At 41.8% G+C, this 19933-nt stretch carries 27 protein-coding genes and 1 pseudogene; 22 read left to right on the forward strand and 6 right to left on the reverse strand.

All coding sequences use genetic code 11. The features are described 5' to 3' along the window. Positions 1 to 67: 67 nt before the first annotated feature. From comGA to RsY01_RS08540, 12 genes are all read left to right on the forward strand, one after another. Positions 68 to 1009, forward strand: coding sequence for a competence type IV pilus ATPase ComGA (gene comGA, locus RsY01_RS08485; protein WP_094785122.1), 942 nt, complete (start codon positions 68 to 70; stop codon positions 1007 to 1009). After that, a complete protein-coding gene (gene comGB, locus RsY01_RS08490) occupies positions 897 to 1970 on the forward strand; it encodes a competence type IV pilus assembly protein ComGB (RefSeq protein WP_238594967.1) in 1074 nt (357 codons plus the stop codon). The genes comGA and comGB overlap by 113 nt, the downstream gene beginning before the upstream one ends. A gap of 28 nt (positions 1971 to 1998) precedes the next feature. After that, a complete protein-coding gene (gene comGC / locus RsY01_RS08495; RefSeq protein ID WP_094785124.1) occupies positions 1999 to 2304 on the forward strand; it encodes a competence type IV pilus major pilin ComGC in 306 nt (101 codons plus the stop codon). Further along, positions 2255 to 2704: a competence type IV pilus minor pilin ComGD gene (gene comGD, locus RsY01_RS11095; RefSeq protein ID WP_274519421.1), complete on the forward strand. Its 450-nt coding sequence runs from the start codon at positions 2255 to 2257 to the stop codon at positions 2702 to 2704. The genes comGC and comGD overlap by 50 nt, the downstream gene beginning before the upstream one ends. After that, positions 2676 to 2981, forward strand: coding sequence for a competence type IV pilus minor pilin ComGE (gene comGE / locus RsY01_RS08505; protein ID WP_133063206.1), 306 nt, complete (start codon positions 2676 to 2678; stop codon positions 2979 to 2981). Before comGD ends, comGE begins: the two co-directional genes overlap by 29 nt. Next, the gene (gene comGF, locus RsY01_RS08510; protein WP_274519422.1) at positions 2956 to 3399 is read left to right on the forward strand and encodes a competence type IV pilus minor pilin ComGF; all 444 of its coding nucleotides are present in this window, start codon (positions 2956 to 2958) and stop codon (positions 3397 to 3399) included. Before comGE ends, comGF begins: the two co-directional genes overlap by 26 nt. A gap of 11 nt (positions 3400 to 3410) precedes the next feature. Then, positions 3411 to 3695 carry a competence type IV pilus minor pilin ComGG gene (gene comGG, locus RsY01_RS08515; RefSeq protein ID WP_094785127.1) on the forward strand — a complete coding sequence of 95 codons (285 nt, stop codon included), beginning with the start codon at positions 3411 to 3413 and terminating at the stop codon, positions 3693 to 3695. Positions 3696 to 3699: 4 nt separating this feature from the next. After that, positions 3700 to 4551 (forward strand): 4-(cytidine 5'-diphospho)-2-C-methyl-D-erythritol kinase, encoded by an 852-nt coding sequence (gene ispE, locus RsY01_RS08520; protein ID WP_094785128.1) that lies wholly within the window; start codon positions 3700 to 3702, stop codon positions 4549 to 4551. 95 nt (positions 4552 to 4646) lie between these two features. Further along, positions 4647 to 5495, forward strand: coding sequence for an aminotransferase class IV (locus tag RsY01_RS08525; protein ID WP_094785129.1), 849 nt, complete (start codon positions 4647 to 4649; stop codon positions 5493 to 5495). 71 nt (positions 5496 to 5566) lie between these two features. Beyond that, on the forward strand, positions 5567 to 6016 hold the full coding sequence (locus RsY01_RS08530) for a zinc-dependent MarR family transcriptional regulator (protein ID WP_094785130.1): 450 nt from the start codon (positions 5567 to 5569) through the stop codon (positions 6014 to 6016). Further along, positions 6016 to 6750, forward strand: coding sequence for a metal ABC transporter ATP-binding protein (locus RsY01_RS08535; protein ID WP_094785131.1), 735 nt, complete (start codon positions 6016 to 6018; stop codon positions 6748 to 6750). The genes RsY01_RS08530 and RsY01_RS08535 overlap by 1 nt, the downstream gene beginning before the upstream one ends. Continuing rightward, on the forward strand, positions 6743 to 7555 hold the full coding sequence (locus tag RsY01_RS08540) for a metal ABC transporter permease (protein WP_094785132.1): 813 nt from the start codon (positions 6743 to 6745) through the stop codon (positions 7553 to 7555). The genes RsY01_RS08535 and RsY01_RS08540 overlap by 8 nt, the downstream gene beginning before the upstream one ends. Before the next feature lie 14 nt (positions 7556 to 7569). Here the strand turns inward: RsY01_RS08540 and RsY01_RS08545 are convergent, their stop codons facing one another. Continuing rightward, positions 7570 to 8451 (reverse strand): RluA family pseudouridine synthase, encoded by an 882-nt coding sequence (locus RsY01_RS08545; RefSeq protein WP_094785133.1) that lies wholly within the window; start codon positions 8449 to 8451, stop codon positions 7570 to 7572. A 134-nt stretch (positions 8452 to 8585) separates the two neighbouring features. On the opposite strand from RsY01_RS08545, the gene RsY01_RS08550 reads away from it, so the two are divergent. The 3 genes from RsY01_RS08550 to secE are packed head-to-tail and all read left to right on the forward strand — an operon-like array spanning position 8586 to position 11118. Further along, positions 8586 to 10733 carry a transglycosylase domain-containing protein gene (locus RsY01_RS08550; protein ID WP_094785134.1) on the forward strand — a complete coding sequence of 716 codons (2148 nt, stop codon included), beginning with the start codon at positions 8586 to 8588 and terminating at the stop codon, positions 10731 to 10733. Positions 10734 to 10774: 41 nt separating this feature from the next. Continuing rightward, positions 10775 to 10924, forward strand: a complete 150-nt coding sequence (rpmG, locus tag RsY01_RS08555) for a 50S ribosomal protein L33 (RefSeq protein WP_072353644.1) — start codon at positions 10775 to 10777, stop codon at positions 10922 to 10924. Further along, the gene (secE, locus tag RsY01_RS08560) at positions 10924 to 11118 is read left to right on the forward strand and encodes a preprotein translocase subunit SecE (protein ID WP_094785135.1); all 195 of its coding nucleotides are present in this window, start codon (positions 10924 to 10926) and stop codon (positions 11116 to 11118) included. Before rpmG ends, secE begins: the two co-directional genes overlap by 1 nt. A 104-nt stretch (positions 11119 to 11222) precedes the next feature. On the opposite strand, the gene RsY01_RS08565 is transcribed toward secE, so the two are convergent. From RsY01_RS08565 to RsY01_RS08580, 4 genes are all read right to left on the reverse strand, one after another. Beyond that, positions 11223 to 12392 (reverse strand): tyrosine-type recombinase/integrase, encoded by a 1170-nt coding sequence (locus tag RsY01_RS08565; RefSeq protein WP_167373252.1) that lies wholly within the window; start codon positions 12390 to 12392, stop codon positions 11223 to 11225. Between the two features lie 109 nt (positions 12393 to 12501). Further along, the gene (locus tag RsY01_RS08570; protein WP_094785137.1) at positions 12502 to 13107 is read right to left on the reverse strand and encodes a hypothetical protein; all 606 of its coding nucleotides are present in this window, start codon (positions 13105 to 13107) and stop codon (positions 12502 to 12504) included. Between the two features lie 17 nt (positions 13108 to 13124). Beyond that, on the reverse strand, positions 13125 to 13331 hold the full coding sequence (locus RsY01_RS08575; protein WP_094785171.1) for a DUF4177 domain-containing protein: 207 nt from the start codon (positions 13329 to 13331) through the stop codon (positions 13125 to 13127). Between the two features lie 43 nt (positions 13332 to 13374). After that, the gene (locus RsY01_RS08580) at positions 13375 to 13794 is read right to left on the reverse strand and encodes a helix-turn-helix transcriptional regulator (protein ID WP_094785138.1); all 420 of its coding nucleotides are present in this window, start codon (positions 13792 to 13794) and stop codon (positions 13375 to 13377) included. A 297-nt stretch (positions 13795 to 14091) separates the two neighbouring features. On the opposite strand from RsY01_RS08580, the pseudogene RsY01_RS08585 reads away from it, so the two are divergent. The 3 genes and pseudogenes from RsY01_RS08585 to thrC form a co-directional block, all read left to right on the forward strand. After that, a pseudogene (locus RsY01_RS08585) lies at positions 14092 to 14679 on the forward strand (LysM peptidoglycan-binding domain-containing protein); the annotation flags it as partial. Between the two features lie 475 nt (positions 14680 to 15154). Then, the gene (nusG, locus tag RsY01_RS08590; protein WP_094785139.1) at positions 15155 to 15748 is read left to right on the forward strand and encodes a transcription termination/antitermination protein NusG; all 594 of its coding nucleotides are present in this window, start codon (positions 15155 to 15157) and stop codon (positions 15746 to 15748) included. Positions 15749 to 15862: 114 nt separating this feature from the next. Beyond that, positions 15863 to 17356 (forward strand): threonine synthase, encoded by a 1494-nt coding sequence (thrC, locus tag RsY01_RS08595; protein WP_094785140.1) that lies wholly within the window; start codon positions 15863 to 15865, stop codon positions 17354 to 17356. Between the two features lie 60 nt (positions 17357 to 17416). Here thrC and mscL read toward each other — a convergent pair whose 3' ends face one another. After that, on the reverse strand, positions 17417 to 17794 hold the full coding sequence (mscL, locus tag RsY01_RS08600) for a large-conductance mechanosensitive channel protein MscL (protein ID WP_094785141.1): 378 nt from the start codon (positions 17792 to 17794) through the stop codon (positions 17417 to 17419). 248 nt (positions 17795 to 18042) lie between these two features. Between mscL and rpsJ the strand changes: the two genes are divergently transcribed. Genes rpsJ through RsY01_RS08620 form a run of 4 tightly spaced genes read left to right on the forward strand, consistent with a single transcriptional unit; the run spans position 18043 to position 19926 of the window. Then, on the forward strand, positions 18043 to 18351 hold the full coding sequence (gene rpsJ, locus RsY01_RS08605) for a 30S ribosomal protein S10 (protein WP_003138102.1): 309 nt from the start codon (positions 18043 to 18045) through the stop codon (positions 18349 to 18351). A 14-nt stretch (positions 18352 to 18365) separates the two neighbouring features. Beyond that, positions 18366 to 18989, forward strand: a complete 624-nt coding sequence (gene rplC, locus RsY01_RS08610) for a 50S ribosomal protein L3 (protein ID WP_003138100.1) — start codon at positions 18366 to 18368, stop codon at positions 18987 to 18989. A gap of 23 nt (positions 18990 to 19012) precedes the next feature. Beyond that, positions 19013 to 19639, forward strand: a complete 627-nt coding sequence (rplD, locus tag RsY01_RS08615; protein WP_094785142.1) for a 50S ribosomal protein L4 — start codon at positions 19013 to 19015, stop codon at positions 19637 to 19639. Continuing rightward, complete coding sequence (locus tag RsY01_RS08620) at positions 19639 to 19926, forward strand: 50S ribosomal protein L23 (RefSeq protein WP_003138097.1); 288 nt, start codon at positions 19639 to 19641, stop codon at positions 19924 to 19926. Before rplD ends, RsY01_RS08620 begins: the two co-directional genes overlap by 1 nt. Positions 19927 to 19933: the final 7 nt, after the last annotated feature.

Raw genomic sequence — 19933 nt, forward strand, 5'->3', positions numbered from 1 at the left:
TCCAAAAAAATAAAAATTCGTGAGCAATCACGGATTTTTTTCGTATATAAAAGTAGGAGGTGATGAGATGATACAAGAAACGGCAAAGACGATACTAGAAAAAGCTGGCGATTTTGGAGCAAGCGATGTTTACATCTTGCCAGTCAAACAAGGCTTTTCAGTTGTTTTTCGAAAGTCGACGCAGCGTGAGACTGCTCAATTATTGTCAGAGGCTGATGGTCAAAGTCTCATCTCTCATTTTAAGTTTACGGCTGGGATGAATGTTGGCGAAAAGCGACGACCTCAGCTCGGGTCTTGCCTGTATGATTTTGGGGATAAAAAATTTCGACTGCGACTATCCTCAGCAGGCGACTTTGAGAGTCGCGAAAGCCTAGTGATTCGGCTTTTGCATAGTGCGGATAAACCACTCGCCTTTTGGTTTGATGCTGATTTATCACAGGTTGAAAATTTAGTAGCTAGGCGTGGGCTTTACTTATTTTCAGGGCCAGTTGGCTCAGGCAAAACGACGCTGATGCACCATATCGCCAAACAGAAATTCTCAGGTCAGCAAGTGATTACGATTGAAGACCCGGTTGAGATTGTTGCACCCGAGCTACTCCAATTTCAACTAAATGAAACGATTGGTAATACCTATGATAGTTTGATTAAACTGTCCTTGCGCCATATGCCTGACCTTGTGATAGTTGGAGAAATTCGAGATCAGGAAACGGCGCGAGCCGTTATGCGCGCAAGTTTGACAGGTTATACTGTTTTTTCAACGATTCATGCCAAGTCAATTTCGGGTGTTTATGCGCGATTATTAGAGCTTGGGGTAACAAAAGAAGAAATTAAAAATTCGCTGTCAGGTGTTGTCTATCAACGGTTGATTGCTGGAAAGGGGGTATTAGACAGTGCCAATGGCAAATTTAAAACGCACAGCAACGACAAGTGGCATGACAAAATTAAAAAATTGGTTACGGCTGGACATCTTACACCTGATCAGGCGGCGCCCGAAAAAATTAGCGATTAAACAGCAAGTGAAGTTGATGCAACTCATGAATAATCTCCTTTCCAGTGGCTTTCATTTAGCAGAAATTGTTCATTTTTTAGAACGTTCGAAGTTGGTAGAAACAGCGTTTGTGACAACCATGCGAGCCGGCTTATCAAATGGTCAAACTCTCTCGCAAATTCTAAATGAGCTAGGCTTTTCAAACTCAGTCGTCACACAAGTCGCCCTAGCAGATTATCACGGTAACACACAGCAAACGTTACGTTTGATAACAGAAAATCTGACAAAGTTGCAAAAAGTCAGGCAAAAATTGGTAACCGTAGCGACTTATCCTGTCATCCTACTGGTCTTCCTGATTGTCATCGTGCTCGGCTTAAAAACTTATCTGCTACCGCAAGTTGAGACTAATAATTTTGCGGGGGCTATCATCGCCGTTTTGCCTTGGTTTTTTCTCGGACTGAGCGTCGTGTTTGCGCTCCTTATATTAGGGCTAATCCGTTATTTCAAAACAACCTCACCATTGGCAAATGTTCAAAAATTAGGTCATTTGCCCCTGATTCAGACCTACTTAAAACTTTATTTGACGGCCTTTTATGCCCGAGAATGGGGAAATCTGATCAAGCAAGGGTTAGAAATGCGGCAAATTCTAGAGATGATGACCACGCAAAATAATCAACTTTTCCGAGAAATTGGGCAAGATTTGTTAAATGCCATGCAGCTCGGACAAGAATTTCATGATAAAATTCATCACTACAGTTTTTTCACACCAGAATTAGCCTTGATGATTGAGTACGGCGAAATGAAAGCCAAACTAGGCGACGAATTGCTCGTTTATGCAGATGAAGCTTGGTCAACATTTTTTGAAAAGGTTGAAAAAGCCATGAATTTGATTCAGCCGTTGGTCTTTTTATTTGTCGCCTTGATGATTGTTTTGATTTACGCAGCCATGTTGTTGCCAATTTATGCTCAAATGGAGATGTAACTCGCGCAGAAAGGAAGATAGAAAATAGATGAAGAAAAAAATTGTAAAAGCCTTTACTTTAGTAGAAATGCTTGTCGTTTTGCTGATTATCAGTGTCCTGATTTTACTGTTCGTCCCCAATCTAGCCAAGCAAAAAGAGACGGTTAAGAATACAGGCAACAGTGCAGTCGTAAAAGTGGTTAATTCACAAGCCGAGCTTTATAAGCTGGACCACACAGACGATGTTACACTAGCTAAATTAGTCAGCAATGGTAATATTACGCAAAAGCAGGCGGATACCTACAATGAGTACTATACGAAAAATACGACGGAAACACGTGACATCGCCAATTAGAGCATTCACGCTACTTGAAAGTTTGCTCACGCTATCGGTCACATGTTTTCTAATTTTGACATTTTCAGTCACTTTTCAAAAAACGGTTCATGTCATTCGAGGGGAGTTATTTGTGTTGCAATTTGAAATGATTTTAAAAAATCAACAAACACAGGCCGTTACAAACGCTGAGCCTAGAAGTCTATCGGCGCTGAATGGGATAGTCAAAGTCAATGGTGCCAATCAACCTGTCCCCAAAGAAACGCAGTTCTCAGATTTTGACATCACCTTTAAAGAAAATGGGAATCTTCAGTCCATCAAGGAGGCGAAAATCGTGATTTCACTGCCCTATGAAGGGGGAAAGCAAATCACCTATCAGCTCCAGCTAGGAAGTGGTCAATATAAAAAAACAACAAGTTAAGGCCTACATTTTACTAGAAAGCATCATGGCGATGGCTTTGTTGGCGATCTTATCAAGTCTGGTCTTAACAGAAGTTTCGGCACATCGCGCACAAGTGGCGAGACAAAATCAAGCCATTGAAGTTTTAAATGTGGGACTGATGGCGTTTGATAGCAAGCAAACCAATCTGCGAGAAAACGGGGTTAGCGTGACGTTGACCAGGACGGACAAACAATTAGTGCTAGAGAGTTCGGGACAGGAGGTGTTACGTCTTGAGATTTTACAAGAAACGCCTTAAAGCCTTTACCTTACTGGAATGTCTGGTGGCGCTTTTGGCGATGAGTTTATCAATGCTTGTGATGCAAGGGATGACGGTGCTAATCTCTCAAGAGTTTGAGGTCATTCGTCATTCAGATGAGAAAAATTGGCAAAATTTTACGAATCTGTTGAGGCGTGAGCTAGAGAGCGCAGAATTCGACAAAGTATCCGATAATTTTCTCTATGTCACCACACCCAAGGGAGGCTTAAGGTTTGGTGTAAGGGCAGGCGCGGATGATTTTCGTAAAACCAATGCGCAAGGACAAGGTTACCAACCCATGATTTATGGGGTATCTGTTGCCGAAATTTCAAATGAAGGCAACCTTGTCACCATCCATCTAAAGTTTAGCAAAGGAGGCGAGCGAACATTCATCTACGCATTTTCAAATGTCAAGTGAAGGCTGGTATTATGCTTTATGCCATGCTGATGGCGGTCATTTTCGGGATGATTTTAAGTTTTTATCTGAGTGCTGTGGTTGACAATCAGAAAAATCTTCTGAGTCAGAAAGCTTTTTTGAGTGCACAGCTTATGGCAAGAATGACGCAGGCGCGGGTTGGCACGCAAAAGTCGGGACAGATTCGATTTAATGCGGGCATTTCCGAGTATCAACAAACCGAAACGACGCTCAAAGTAACCGTTCATTTAGAAAATACAAGAACTTACCATTTTGAATTACCGAATGTGGTAAAATAGAAACATGGAAATTACAGAAAAAGCACCGGCTAAGATTAATCTTGGCTTGAATGTTCTAGGCAAGCGCGAAGATGGCTATCACGAGCTGGATATGATTATGACCAGTGTTGATTTGGCGGATCGGATTACCGTGCGAGAATTCGAGCAAGAGCACGTCATTCGTTTACAGTCTAACTCTAGCTTTGTGCCACTCAACAAAAAAAACCACGCTTATAAAGCAGCTATGGTCCTTAAAAAGGCATTCGGCATCAAAAAAGGCGTGGAGATTTATATTGATAAAAAAACGCCAGTTGCAGCAGGATTAGCAGGCGGCTCATCGGATGCTGCAGCGACTTTGCGTGCCCTTAATCAACTTTGGCAGCTCAATTTAACAACCCCAGAATTGGCAAAATTAGGGGAACAAATTGGCTCAGATGTGCCCTATTGTGTTTACGGTCAAACAGCACGCGTGACAGGGCGCGGCGAGCATGTCCGACCGATTGAGAACCCCAAAAAATCCTGGGTCGTTCTGGTCAAACCTTCATTTGGTGTGTCAACACCCGAAATTTTCCGCCACGTTAATTTGGCCACCATGCCGCATCCCGATATTGATGCCTTGGAACGTGCCGTGGTTACTTCAGATTTTGATGCCCTGCTTCAAAATCTGGGCAATTCACTAGAAGCTGTTACACTGGCTAAGCATCCTTTGATTTCGAAGATTAAGGACAGGTTATTGGCAAGCGGTGCGGACGGTGTCTTAATGAGTGGCAGTGGGCCAACCGTTTTTGCCCTCTGTCAACATGAGAAGAAAGCCCAACGTATTTGCAACAGTATCAAGGGTTTTTGTGACGAAGTCTATCTGGTGAGAATGCTTTAGAATGGCAAATCGTAGGGAATTGAGGAATTAATTGTCTGCGTTTCATCGGGAACAGTCGCCTCAAGCTTGTGATGCGACCAAAAGGAGCGTTTAAAATGGAAGATTTAGCTTATTACAACGGGAAAATCACACGCTTATCAGATATGATGGTACCTTTTAATGATCGCTCTCATTTTTTCGGCGATGGTGTCTATGACGCAAGTATCGCTAAAAATGGGATAATCTTTAAACTAGACGATCATCTTGAACGTTTTTTTAACAGCATGGCGCTGATTGATATTCAGCCTGATTTTGCAAAAGATGATTTAAGAGCGTTGTTAGGCAACCTATGTCAAAAATTGGACGCCGACGAATTGTTTGTCTATTTTCAAGTGAGTCGTGGGACAGCCATCAGAAATCATAGTTACCCTCAACCGCTCAAACCTAATTTAGCGATTTATATGACACCGTGGCAAGGCGATTTTTCTGGTCAAAACCGTCTCAGATTAATGACCCTGCCAGACCAACGTTTTGAGTTGTGTCATATTAAAACCCTTAACCTTCTCCCGAATGTTCTAGCCAGTCAAAAAGCAACATTGCAAGGCTTGGATGAAGTGGTTTTCCATCGCAACCAGCGCGTGACAGAGTGTGCCCACAGCAATATTAGTATCTTGACGAACGGCGTCTTTCAAACAGCACCATTAGATCACTGGATTCTACCGGGGATTGCTCGAAAGTATTTATTATTAGCAAGCCAAGCGCTTGGTTTTGGTGTTTCAGAGCAAGCTTTCACGATTGCAGAAATGCTAGCAGCAGACGAAATTATCGTGTCAAGTTCGGGAGCGCTCTGTGCGCCAGTCTCAGAAATTGATGGGTGTCCCGTCGGCGGTAAAGATGATGAGAGGTTGCAGCAACTTCAAACTAAAATCTATCAAGATTTCTTCAAAGAAACAGCTGTTGAGTGAAGACAGGCTGTTTTTTGATTGACATTTTTAGCTAGGATGATATACTTAACTGGTAAAGGAAATCACAAGATATGAAAAAAAAGACACAAGAGGTCAGCCAACAAATTGATGTGTTATTGACTAAAATCATGCAACTGGCTGAAAACAAACAAGAAGTTTTGCTAGGCAAGTGTGCATCAGATGCGGGCTTGACCAACACGCAAGAGCATATTTTGATGTTGCTCTTGCATGAGAAATTAACCAATGCAAAACTGGCTGAGAAACTCAAAATTTCCCCAGCCGCTGTGACCAAGGCGCTGAAAAAATTACAGCAATTGCATCTAACGCATTCGGAAAAATCAGCTTCTGATGAGCGGATTGTGCTTTGGCGTCTGTCCAAAACAGGTCGGCCGATTGCAGAAGAACATGCCCAGCATCATCAAGCCACGCTTGCAACCTATGCGCAAATCGCTGACGCATTTTCAGAAAATGAACAGCAAATCATCGCAAGATTTCTGGAAAAATTGGAAAAGGAGTTTTGATGGATTACATCACAGTCAACAATTTGAGTTTCGTCTATGATGCTGAGCCTGTTCTGGAAAATGTTGCCTTTCGAATTAGCGCTGGCGAGTTTGTCACGCTGACAGGTGAAAATGGTGCAGCTAAGTCGACGCTCGTCAAAGCGACTTTAGGCATTATCAAGCCTAAAACAGGCGAAGTGACGATTGCCAAGCAAAACATAAAGGGCAAAAAGCTGAGAATTTCCTATCTGCCCCAGCAAATTGCTAGCTTTAATGCCGGTTTTCCAAGCACAGTCAAAGAATTCGTGACCAGCGGGCGCTTTCCGCGCAATGGTTGGTTCAAACGGATTACCCAGCACGATTTGGCACATGTTGAAAAATCACTCCGCGCTGTTGGTATGTGGGAACAGAGCGATCAGCGGATGGGCGCCTTGTCTGGCGGGCAAAAACAACGTGTTGCCATCGCCAGAATGTTTGCCAGTGACCCAGATTTATTTATTTTGGATGAACCGACGACAGGAATGGATGATGTCAGCCGTTCAGAATTTTATCGACTGATGAGCCACGCTGCGCATAAACACGGCAAGGCTGTGCTCATGATTACGCATGATGCTGAAGATGTCAAGGCGTTTTCAGATCGCAATATTCATCTGGCGCGCAAGCAAAATACCCACTGGCGTTGCTTTAGTGTGCATGACAATACTGCTGAACAAGATAGCGAAACCCTGAAAAATCAGGAGGTGCGTGGTGCTTAGTCTCTTTCAATATGAATTTATGCAACGTGCCTTTTTCGCCATCGTTGCCATGTCCTTATTTGCGCCGCTTTTAGGTGTTTTCCTCGTTCTCCGCCGTCAAAGTTTGATGAGTGACACGCTCAGTCACGTTTCCTTGGCAGGTGTTGCTTTCGGTTTATTTATTGGCATTTCTCCCAACCTATCAACGATTATCGTCGTGATTTTAGCGGCAATTCTCCTCGAATATTTGCGGACACTCTACCGAAACTTCTTGGAAGTCGCCACGGCTATTTTGATGAGTCTAGGGCTATCTTTAGCTCTGATTTTTGCCAACACAGGACGTGGTAATGGCATCAACCTCGATCAGTATCTCTTTGGTTCGATTGTGACCGTTTCCCAAACGCAAGTCATCTTGCTTGCGATTTTGGCGGTTGTTGTGCTTGTCGTCTTTGTCCTCTTCATGCGTCCCATGTATGTAATGACCTTTGATGAAGACACGGCTTTTGTTGACGGTCTGCCCGTTCGGCTCATGTCAACCGTGTTCAATGTCGTCACAGGGATTGCCATTGCCCTGATGATTCCCGTCGCTGGTGCTCTCCTCGTGTCAGCGATTATGGTCATGCCAGCATCCATTGCCATGCGGGTCGGCCTGACTTTCAAGCGTGTTCTGGTGCTTGCCGTCATCATCGGTTTTATCGGCATGCTCGCGGGGCTGGTCATTTCCTTTGAAACCGGCGCACCAGCCAGCGCCACCATCACCCTTGTCTTCGTCGCTGTCTTTATCTTAACGCTAGCCATCGGCAAACTCAAAATACTGCTCAAATAAAAATCGCGACAGCTTTAGTCTGTTGCGATTTTTCTCATCAGGCGCTCAAAGGACTTAGAGACAGCCGTGATGCGGATATTTTCTTTGGTAAATGGGTGTCTGAGTTCGAGATGTTTCGCGTGTAACATCAGACGGGAGGCTTTGCGACCTCTGTAAACGGGATCGCCAAGAATGGCATGGTCTAGACTGCTGAGATGAACGCGAATTTGGTGCGTCCGCCCCGTTTCAAGCTGACATTGCACCAAAGTTTCAGTTGCGAAATGTTTCAAGACCTGGATATGCGTGACTGCCCGCTGCCCACCTCGTGACACCACCACTCGCCGTTTTTTATCGTGGCGATCCGTTCCAATAGCTCGATTAATCGTCAAATTATTTTGGGCAAACTGTCCAGCGCACAAAGCCTGATAGGTGCGATGGATTTTTCTATCGCGCAACATCTGGTCTAAAATCGGCAGGACAAAAGGATTTTTAGCAAACAAAACAGCACCAGAAGTCTCGAAATCTAAACGATGCACGACATAAACTGGCGCACCGCACGCTGCTGCAATATGATTTTGCAAGGCGATTTCAGTTTTGTCATTGCCGTGTGTTTTCATATTTTCAGGTTTATTGACAATCACGAGATGCTCATCTTCGTATAAAATCAAGGACTTGCCAAGTTGTTCATCACCGAAAGTCAATGGTTTAACGGCGAAATCTTCACTGTCAAATAAGACCGTGATTTGATCATCAGCATGAACCACATCAGAAAATCTGGCGACATTACCATTTCGCAAAATGTGTCGTTTGCTTCTTAAAAAATGGCGTTGCTTTTTGGGCACCAGCCACTCAGTCGTTAAAAGTTCCTCTACCGACATCTCCTCTAGGTCGGCAGGCAAGTTTATCGTGAATTTCATGTAGCTATTATATCAAAAAGTGCACCTCTATTTTGAAATTTACCCTAAATTTTTTAAATAATATAAACGAGCAATATGGGGCACGACTAGCGCCTTAGTTTAAGATTAGCAACTAAATATGGTAAAATAAGACTATGACAGAAAATGACCTCAAAAAATCGAGTTTAAGTCGATCGCGAAAAAATGTTGATCCAGAATTAGACAGAAAAGCCAATGCAAAAAAACGGCAATGGGTTCCTGCGCCAATCAAGCGTTTTTGGAAACGATATAACCTGACTAAAATCATGATTGCCGTGGTGCTTTTCTTGGTGCTGGCGATTGCGAGCTATCTCCTTTTTCTAGCCAAAACAGCCGATGTTGAAACCCTCAAACAATCCATGGAAGCACGGACAGAAATCATTGATAAAAATGGGCAGTCTGCAGGCGCTATGTATGGTCAAAAAGGCACAACAGTCAAGTTTGACGAGATTTCAGATCATCTCAAAAATGCCGTGATTGCGACGGAAGATCGGACCTTTTACGATAATAATGGGATTAATTTTAAGCGGACACTGTTAGCAGTTGTAACTCTAGGGAAATTCGGCGGTGGCTCGACCATCACCCAGCAGTTGGCTAAAAATGCTTACTTAACGCAGAAACAAACCGTCGATCGGAAGGCCAAGGAATTGTTCCTAGCCCTTGAAATTAATAAAAAGTACGATAAAAAAGACATTTTAACCATGTACCTGAATAATTCTTATTTCGGCAATGGGATTTGGGGCATTCAAGATGCCAGCATGAAATATTATGGTAAGTCGGCAAAGGATTTGTCTGTAGAGGAAGCCGCAACACTTGCGGGCATCCTCAAGTGGCCAGAAGTCTATAACCCGCTCTATAAGGAAGGCAAGTTTGCCAAGGATCGTAGAGATACGGTGCTGCAAAACATGGTCAATGCAGGCTATATCAAGCAGGCAGATGCGACTGCTAACATGCAAATCGGCATTACTAGCAATCTGGCGGATGCCTATGTCGGGAAAGATGATGATTACAACTATCCGAGCTATTTTGACGCAGTCATTCAGGAGGCGATTAATGTTTACGGTCTAACTGAGCATGACATCTTAAATAATGGCTATAAAATCTACACCGGTCTGGATCAAAATATGCAGACGGGGATGCAGACGACTTATGCCAATACTTATCAATTTCCAGTCGCCGCGGATGGTGTCAGCGCACAGTCGGCATCAGTTGCCATTAACCCCAGTACAGGAGAAGTCGAAGCGCTGATTGGTCGCGTGCCAACAACTGAAAATGACAGTTTCCGTGGCTTTAACTTTGCGACCCAAGCTGGTCGAAGTCCGGGTTCGACGATTAAACCTTTGATTGTCTACACCCCAGCGATTGAAGCGGGCTGGTCGATTAATAAAACCGTGCAAGATGAGCCGATGGACTATGATGGTTGGAAACCGTTAAACGCTGACCAGCAGTGGCACGGCAGTATGCCGATGTATCAGGCGCTTGCCAATTCCTACAATATCCCAGCGATTAATACCTTTAAAGCCATCGGCATCAAAACTGGTATCGCAAAAGGTAAAGCATTCGGTCTTAATTTGACGGATAAAAATGATAGCTTGACGACAGCGCTTGGGGCAGGTGTCGAGACAAATCCATGGCAGATGGCGCAAGCCTATGCGACCTTTGCAAATGATGGGATTATGAATGAAGCCCATCTCATCAAGAAAATCGTGAGTGCGTCAGGCACGACCATTGCGACCGCAAAAGTGAAAGCAACGCGCGTGATTGACAGCAAGACAGCGCAAAAAATGACGTCGATGATGCTAGGCACCTATACCAATGGAACAGGAGTTTATGCAGCGCCTTATGGCTATACACTAGCAGGAAAAACGGGAACGAATGAAGACATTGACCAATGGGTCATCGGTTATACCCCTGATATTGTGATGTCGCTCTGGTTAGGTTATGAAAACCCTGAAAGTAACTTGCACAGATTAGACGGGACATCCGCTGGCACGGCATCGGAAATTTTCAGAACGATGGCAAGTACCATTTTACCTTACACCAATAACACCCAGTTCAAAGCAGAAAATGCGTATAGCTTAGCAGGACTAGACCCTGTCACAACAGCAACGGAGGATCCAGCTACGACTGATGTTGTCGAAGATGCTAAAAAGAAAGCCAAAGATGTGACGGAAAAAGCCAAATCTTTCACAGACAAAGCAGGTAAAAAGGCTAAAGAAGTTGGCGGCAATATCTGGGATCGTGTCAAGTCGTGGTTTGACTAATGTTCTATATTTTGGTAGAATAATAAACTGGAGATAAATAGATGATTAAAAAAGCAAGTCTAGCTTGTACGGTCTGTGGATCGCGCAACTATTCGATAACTGTCAGCTCAAACGGACGCGATAAACGTCTTGAAGTCAACAAATTCTGCAAAACATGTGGAAAATATACCCTGCATAAGGAGACCAGATAATGTTTAAATTTATCAATTCAATTGTGACTGAAATGCGCTTGGTCACATGGCCAACACGCAAAGAAGCAGTCAAAGACTTTGGTATGGTCATTCAGTACTCAGTATTTTTCATGGTCTTCATCATGATTTTTGACTGGTTAATTAAGAGCGGCGTCACACATGCTGTTAAATTATTGGTACCAATGATCAAATAATGTGGTATAATTTAAAGGATTTTACTAAATAGCTTTAAAATAAAGGGTTATAGCCTTTTATTTTTGGCTTTTTTTGAATTTGTCAACCTTTTTATCAACTTAATTTATAAATTAGATATCGCTTGTTCAAAAACCCCAGCCACTTCATCTGCTTTTTCTTTGCTGAGATGACTATATATATCAATCGTCATAGATATTTGAGAATGACCAAGGCGATTAGATATTTCTTTATAGCCAACGCCTGCATTTAAAAGGATACTGGCGTGAGTGTGGCGAAAACCGTGAAATGTTATCGGAGATAACCCCGCTTTCAAAAAATCACGTTCAAGCCTGTAAATAAGCATTGAATATTTAGCACGATCCCCAAAAGAATCTGTAAAGACAATATCACTTTTTACGCCATTGCTTTTAAACACTAAATTTTGACGTTGTTTATAAACTCTAAGGGCTAGAGAAGTTTTTTTGTCGAAAGTGACATTTCTAACACTTGATGAAGTTTTCGGAGTACTTTGAACTGAATCCAGATACAAAGTTTTATCAACCTGAACCGATTCTTTTTCCAAATCAATATCAGACCAATTCAAAGCCAAAGCCTCGCCAATCCGTAAGCCTGTAGCGAGCAAAAATTGATAAAGAGTGAGGTCAATTATATTTTTGTCAGTTACTGCCAAACCATCTAAGTAATTTCGCCAAACTTTCAAATCTGAATTAGTTAAGTATTTCAGTTTTTTATTTTCGCTTTTCCTTATCTTTGGCAAGATAACATCACTAGCCGGATTTTTCGAAACTGCCCCAACGCTAACGCCATACTTAAAAATTGATTTAATGATGCGGTATATGGTCGGATAAGACTTTGTGGCACCATCTTCATGACCATGTGTCTTGTTTGCATTCTTTGCCCACTTATTCACGGCGTTTTGTATTGTTCTGGGGCTAATCTTTTCAAGTTTATAACTTCCTATTTCTGGTACAATGTAGTTATAAATAAAATTTTGATAACTACTTTTAGTTGATTTCTTAACGGTTAGTTTGTGATTATCCCACCAAGAAGTCAACAAGTCGTTGAAAGTTTTATACTCGGTATTTTCTAGTCGAGTGCAGCCATTAAGGTTAAAGTCAGTGATAGCTTGCTGGGCTTTGGTCTTGATGGCTTTCTTTGTTTTCGCAGTCACGTTGGTCTGCACTTTTTTGCCGGTTAAAACGTCAACACCGAGGTAAACACTCGCGCGATAGACAGTCGAACCGTCTTTTTTGGTAATTTCTTTTATATTCATTTTTTCAAACCTTTCATCCGCCGGGCAAGGCATGGAGCAAAGTTTTTAAAATGAAGTTAGTTGTAAAGCGTTACGCATAGCCTTAATTTGGCCATGTGTAACGCTTTTTTTATTTTAATTTAAAGATGATGTCAATTCTTGGTTTGTTAAGGTAGGTAATTTTAACACCTTTTAGATCATAGCCCTCAACCAGATATCCTGTTTTATGGATATCATTCCAACCATTTTGGATGTCTTGATCAGTCAAAGAGCCATCGACAGCTTTTAGTGAGTCTTTGAAAATCGGGAATAATTTTGTATCCTCATTCTCTTTTGAAGTTCCAATCGAGACGTGTAAATTTTCGCCTGAGTTTATCACTTCAAGAGTGATGTCGTCGATATTAACAAGCGCTTTTGTTTTGATATTTCCTTGTTTTATTTCAGATTCTGGGATTTTAATCCCATTTAAAGCATTATATTTTTCAAAAAAATTGTTCACTGTTTCATCAGTTTCAAAGTATTGATTTGTTTTGGCGACAGTTGATTCCTTGGCCATTTCGGTACTGGACTCAATTGGTACAGATTTTGATTCAGTCGTTTTAGATTTTTCGGTAGTATCTTTATTTTTCTCTTGGCTACCACCAACACCGCCGGCAACAACTATCACGATTATCAGCCAAAACCACCACTTTTTATAAATTGGTTTTTGGGATTCATTCCCGCTAGTCGCTTTCATTCAAAAACTCCTTTTGTTTAAACGCTTTCAAATACGAGTGTAGCTTGGAGACGGTCGCCGCCCCCGAAACCTTTACTGCCACCATTAGCGGTGGTAATCGTGTGCAGGCGGAAGCCTTTGGCACATTGTGCGTTGATAACACCTTCAAGCTCGGACAGGTTCTTGGAACCTTTTCCGATAAATTTTTCTTTTAGAACGACTTCTAAAACAACATAATTTGGGATCATAATTCAATTCCTTATCAGCTTTTAACGTGGATCTGCACGATTAATTTTCTTTAAGTTTAGTTTCTAGTTCCTGCAATCGTTGCAGGTCGTTGGCGTAATTGACAACTTTGATTCTACTATCATCATTCAAAGTCCGGTAGATGTTATTGATTCGGTGGAACTCACGAGGCAAATCATCTATGGCAGATGTTAGGTAGCTGGGGGTTGTGAAATCTTTGTGTTCATCAAACGCTTTTGAAGACTCCACGGCTATTTGGTCGTAGTTTTTAATATCTGTTAATCCGAGGATATACTCGGGTAGCACGTCGAAGTATTCGGCTAATTTTTTAACTTGATTTACTCTGGGTGCTGGTTTATCGTTTTCCCAACGTGATATTGTCGCTTCTGTAACGCCTATAAGTTCTGCTAAATCTTTCATAGTCAGATTCTTTTCTTTGCGTAAAAATTTTATTTTATTCATGATTTATACTGTCTCACCACCTTTCAACAACGATTATACCATAAAAAAAATACAAAAATGCAATAAAAAACAAATAACTTACATTTTTTTCAAGTTTTCGCTTTACATTACGAATTTTGTAAGTTATAATGAATTTACTTACAAAACGTGTAAGTTTAGGAGGTGGATATTTTGATTATTACAGACGAACAAGCGAAAGCTATTCGCCGTAAACAAGCGGACAAGCAGTTGCTTAATCGAGAGATAGCGAAAGAAATTGGTATCTCGCAAGCGACTTGGCGAAAAGTTAGAGTTGGAGGCAATCCAAGCAAACCTAACACCGAAACACCATCGATTGAGGCAGGCGAGGAGGCTGATAAAATCAAAGGGAACAACAAGGAATTTGGTATGAGCGTCAAAGTGAATTTTAGTGCTCAAAACTATGCGACGGGTGAGGCTATCCCTGATTGGGTTAAAGGTGTGCCGCATAAAGTTATTGAAAAAACAGGCGATACAGTTTTGCTTGACGGTATCATGAGTTGGCTTAACTCTCGAGATGTTGAGACATTGGATGCATCAACAAGTGGATCAAGTACGAGCTCGCAAGTGCATATTGTACAATATGGCGAAACGCTCAGCGGGATTGCGGCAACATACGGCACGACATGGCAAGATTTAGCACGTGTGAACGCGTTAAGCAATCCTGATATAATTTACCCAGGACAAACTTTAAACGTCACAGGGAGCACGTCAGTGGCCACAGCGACGAACTATTGCATCGTGGAAAGTGGAGACACTTTGTCATCGATTGCAGCACAATTTGGCACAACCGTGCAACATCTAGCAGCGGTAAATGGTCTCAGTAACCCTGATCTGATTTACTCGGGACAAACCTTGAATTTTTAATACCTAAAAGCTCTGTAAGTGTAATGCTCGCAGAGCTTTTAGCGTTGTTTAGAGTAAATTAGAGTAGTTTATAGTAGCTGCTGTATTCAACTGTGTTTTACTGTATTCTAATGAAAAAAGCCCGCATTTTTAGGGCTTATTCGTGTGCTCTTTTTCATTAGAATAGTTTAAACCCTAGCATTTACAGGGGGTTAATAGCACATAAAAAAACGCTATTTCTAGCGCCCCCTGCCCGGCTTAAATATTTAATTTTGTTAGCCTTTTTGTCAACTTTTAAATGTTTTTAATTAATAGACATAGTTAATTAATTTGTTTGCAACCTTTAAATTGACTTGATTTGATGTTTATTAGCGGACGTTGGCGTATATTTTTATTTTGTGGTATAATATGGGAAAAGGGCGAAAAGCCTTTTTCTTGTACCAAAAAGGCACTCAGAATCGTCTATTTACTATTTATATTATAAGGGAGAACTATCATGTCAGACGCATTTGAAGAAAACATTGAAAAAACAGCAGCTCAAGAACAAACGGTTAACTTTGATCAAGGGTGGTTTGTCATCCAAACCTACTCTGGTTACGAAAACAAAGTGAAAGAAAACTTGCTTGAACGCGCGCAAACTTACAACATGACGGATAATATCTTGCGCATCGAAATTCCGACGGAAACGGTTGATAAAGAAGTCAACGGCAAACGTAAAGAAGTTGAAGAAAATCTTTTCCCAGGTTATGTTTTGGTTGAGATGAACATGACCGATGAAGCGTGGTTTGTCGTGCGGAATACGCCGAATGTCACAGGTTTCGTCGGATCCCACGGTAACCGTTCAAAACCAACGCCGTTATTTGAAGAAGAAATCCAAGAAATTCTGCAAGGCATGGGCAAACTGGTGCGAGAAATTACCTTTGATGTCTATGTTGGCAAACGGGTTAAAATTATTGACGGGGCTTTCTCAGGCTTCGAAGGCCCGATTACAGAAGTCAATGGCGATAAAGTGAAAGTGACCGTTGATATGTTTGGTCGTGAAACGCCAGTTGAACTTGATTTGCAACAAATCGATGAGCTTGGTTATTAATTTGTCAACTTGAAAAAGAGCGTTAAAAACTTCCAATTTCGGAAGTTTTTTTGAAATATTCTGATAATTATGCTACAATATGACTAACCAAATGCCAATTATGAGGAGCCGAACATGACTTTAATTTACCAATCAACGCGCGATAAAACCAATCGAGTAACCGCTAGTCAGGCCATTCTACAAGGTCTTGCGACAGATGGCGGCCTTTATGTGCCGACTAAAACGCCCAATGTCACATTAGATTTTGAGACGTTGAAAAATGCCAGCTATCAAGAAGTCGCAACACTGGTTTTATCGGCTTTTCTGGATGATTTCACTGCTGAAGAAATTGCTTATTGTGTGCGTCATGCCTATGATAGTAAATTTGACGATGCGGCTATCGCCCCACTCGTTAAGCTACATGGTCAATATAATCTTGAATTGTTCCACGGGAATACCATTGCCTTCAAGGATATGGCACTGTCTATCTTGCCCTATCTGATGACGACAGCTGCCAAAAAACACGGTGTGGATCGTGAGATTGTCATTTTGACAGCGACTTCTGGCGATACTGGGAAAGCTGCCATGGCAGGCTTTGCGGATGTTCCGGGAACGAAAATTGTTGTTTTCTATCCCAAAGATGGTGTCTCAAAAATTCAAGAACGCCAAATGACGACTCAAGTTGGCGACAACGTTAAGGTCATTGCGATTGATGGTAACTTTGACAATGCCCAAACCAATGTCAAAGCCATGTTTAATAATCAAGCCTTGCGCGATAAAATGCTGGCTAATGGTAAGCAGTTCTCAAGTGCCAATTCGATGAATATCGGGCGACTTGTGCCACAGATTGCCTACTATGTTTATGCCTATGCGCAGCTTGTTAAAACAGGTGCGATTGAAAATGGTGCTAAGATTAATTTCACGGTCCCAACAGGTAACTTTGGAAATATCTTAGCGGGTTACTATGCCAAGCAAATTGGTTTGCCAGTAAGTAAGCTTATCTGTGCCTCAAATGAAAATAATGTCCTGACTGACTTTTTCCGCACAGGCACTTATGATAAAAACCGGGACTTTTTCGTGACCAGTTCGCCATCAATGGACATTTTGGTCTCATCTAATCTTGAACGCTTGATTTTCCATTTGACAGGTGATAGTGATGTGGCAACGTCAGAATTGATGACCAGTCTGAATACCACAGGTACTTATAAAATTACGGCTGACATGTTGGCAGAGTTGACTGGTTTTTATGCAGATTTTGCAGATGAAGCAGAGATTTCTGCTCAAATCGCAGCGACTTTTAAAGCTGACCACTATGTCGAAGATCCACACACAGCGGTCGCAAGCGTTGTTTATCAAAAATACCTTGCTGAAACGCAAGACCCAACCCCAACTGTCATCGTCTCGACAGCTAGTCCTTATAAATTTCCAAGAGTCGTTGTCGAAAGTTTGACGACATTGACCGGGCAAGAAGATGACTTTGATTTGGTTAAAAAGCTAGAAGCAATTTCAGGCACGCCATTGCCAAAAGCTGTTTCGGAGCTATTTGGTGCGCCAGTCTTGCATCATACGGTCATTCCAGCAGCCGAAATGCAAGCAGCAGTTGAGGCTTATCTATCACTAGGTAAGTAATAAGAATAGAAGAAAGACCCCAGATTTATTTTCTGGGGTCTTTCTACTATATTATAGTATTTATTTCTGTTTCAACAAATCACGGATTTCTTTCAATGTTTCGACTTCTTCGTTGATTGCGGCAACTTCTTCGGCTTCTTCTGTTTGATTGGCAGAGAAAAGTTTGTTAATCGCTTTAACCAAGATAAAAATGACAAAGGCGGTGATGATGAAGTTCAAAACGTCGTTCAAAAATTTGCCATAAGCAAAACTAGCATTGCCGAGCTTGAAACTGAGTTGAGCCAGCGCCCCGTTATGGACAAAGATGCCAATCAGTGGATTGATTAAATTGTCAACTAATGATTTGACGATAGCAGTAAAGGCACCACCAATAATGACACCAACGGCCAAATCAAGGACGTTACCTCTTAAAATAAATGCTTTAAATTCTTTTAACACGACAAAAGCCTCCTAAAAATTAATCTATCTTCATTATAACAGAAACGTTTCATAAACTTAAATTAAAAACTTAGACTATCCTCTTGCAATCTCATCAACTTTCTGTTACCATAGATAAGTACTGCGTAAAGCGTAGTATGTAGCTGTGAAGCGAGAGGTTGTGATACACCCGGAGGCGTTGCCACGCATCCTGTATTAGTTTTCTCGTGGAGCTAGCCTATTCTAAGAAATAGACGAGAGGAGAAAAAATGGCAAACAAAAAAATCCGCATTCGTTTGAAAGCGTACGAACATGGTATTCTTGATCAAGCGGCTGAAAAAATCGTAGAAACTGCGAAACGTACTGACGCATCTGTAGCAGGTCCAATTCCGCTGCCGACTGACCGTTCAGTTTACACAATCATCCGTGCGACTCACAAATACAAAGACTCACGCGAACAATTCGAAATGCGTACACACAAACGTTTGATCGACATCATTAACCCAACACAAAAAACTGTTGATGGCTTGATGAAACTCGACTTACCAAGTGGTGTCAACATCGAAATTAAATTATAAGGAAAGGAACTCTAATGACAAAAGGAATCTTAGGGAAAAAAGTGGGAATGACCCAAATTTTCACCGAAACTGGCGAATTAATCCCAGTCACTGTCATTGAAGCTGCAGCTAACGTTGTACTTCAAGTCAAAACAGTCGCAACTGATGGCTATGAAGCTGTTCAAGTTGGTTTTGATGACAAACGTGAAGTTTTGAGTAACAAACCTGCCAAAGGCCATGTTGCAAAAGCAAACACTGCTCCTAAGCGCTTCATTCGTGAATTCAAAAATATTGAAGGCTTGGAAGTGGGCGCTGAATTGACAGTAGAACAATTTGAAGCTGGAGATGTTGTTGACGTCACTGGTACGACTAAAGGTAAAGGTTTCCAAGGGGTTATTAAACGCCACGGACAATCACGCGGGCCAATGGCTCACGGGTCACGTTACCACCGTCGTCCAGGGTCAATGGGTCCTGTTGCACCTAACCGTGTATTCAAAAATAAACACCTTGCAGGTCGCATGGGTGGCAACCGCGTAACAGTTCAAAACCTCGTTATCGTCCAAGTTGTCCCTGAAAAAAATGTTATCCTCGTTAAAGGGAATGTCCCAGGTGCTAAGAAATCACTTATCACAGTTAAATCAGCTATTAAAGCTAAATAATAAGGAAAGGAGATAAGTTAAAAATGACTAACGTATCATTATTTAAACAAGACGGATCGCAAGCTGGCGATATCACATTGAACGACGCAGTCTTTGGTATTGAACCAAACGAATCTGTAGTCTTCGACGTCATCCTAAGCCAACGTGCTAGCCTTCGTCAAGGTACTCACGCAGTTAAAAACCGTTCAGCAGTACGCGGTGGTGGTAAAAAACCATGGCGTCAAAAAGGAACTGGTCGTGCACGTCAAGGTTCAATCCGCTCACCACAATGGCGTGGCGGTGGCGTCGTCTTCGGACCAACACCACGTTCTTACGGTTACAAATTGCCACAAAAAGTTCGTCAATTGGCACTTAAATCAGTTTACTCTGAAAAAGTTGCAGAAAACAAACTCGTGGCAGTTGATGCTTTGAGCTTCGACGCACCAAAAACTGCAGAATTTGTAAAAGTTCTTGAAGCACTTGCCATTGAACGTAAAGTTCTTGTCATCTTCGAAAACGAAGGAAATAAATTCGCTGAATTGTCTGCACGTAACATTCCAAATGTTCAAGTCACAACTGCTAACTCAGCATCTGTTCTTGATATCGTAAACAACGATAAAATTTTGGTGACACAAGCAGCTCTATCTCAAATTGAGGAGGTTCTTGCATAATGTCATTGTACGACGTAATCAAAAAACCAATCATCACTGAAAGCTCTATGCTTGCAATGGATGAAAAGAAATATACCTTTGAAGTTGATGGGCGTGCCCACAAACTTTTGATCAAACAAGCTGTTGAAGCTGCGTTTGAAGGGGTTAAAGTTGCTTCTGTTAACACTGTCAATGTGAAACCTAAAGCGAAACGCGTAGGTAAATACACAGGTTATACAAATAAAGTGAAGAAAGCTATCGTGACCCTGACGGCTGATTCTAAAAACATTGAAATTTTCGGGGAATAAGAAAGGA

It is taken from the genome of Pseudolactococcus reticulitermitis (genome assembly GCF_002260845.1).
GTDB classification, from domain to species: domain Bacteria; phylum Bacillota; class Bacilli; order Lactobacillales; family Streptococcaceae; genus Pseudolactococcus; species Pseudolactococcus reticulitermitis.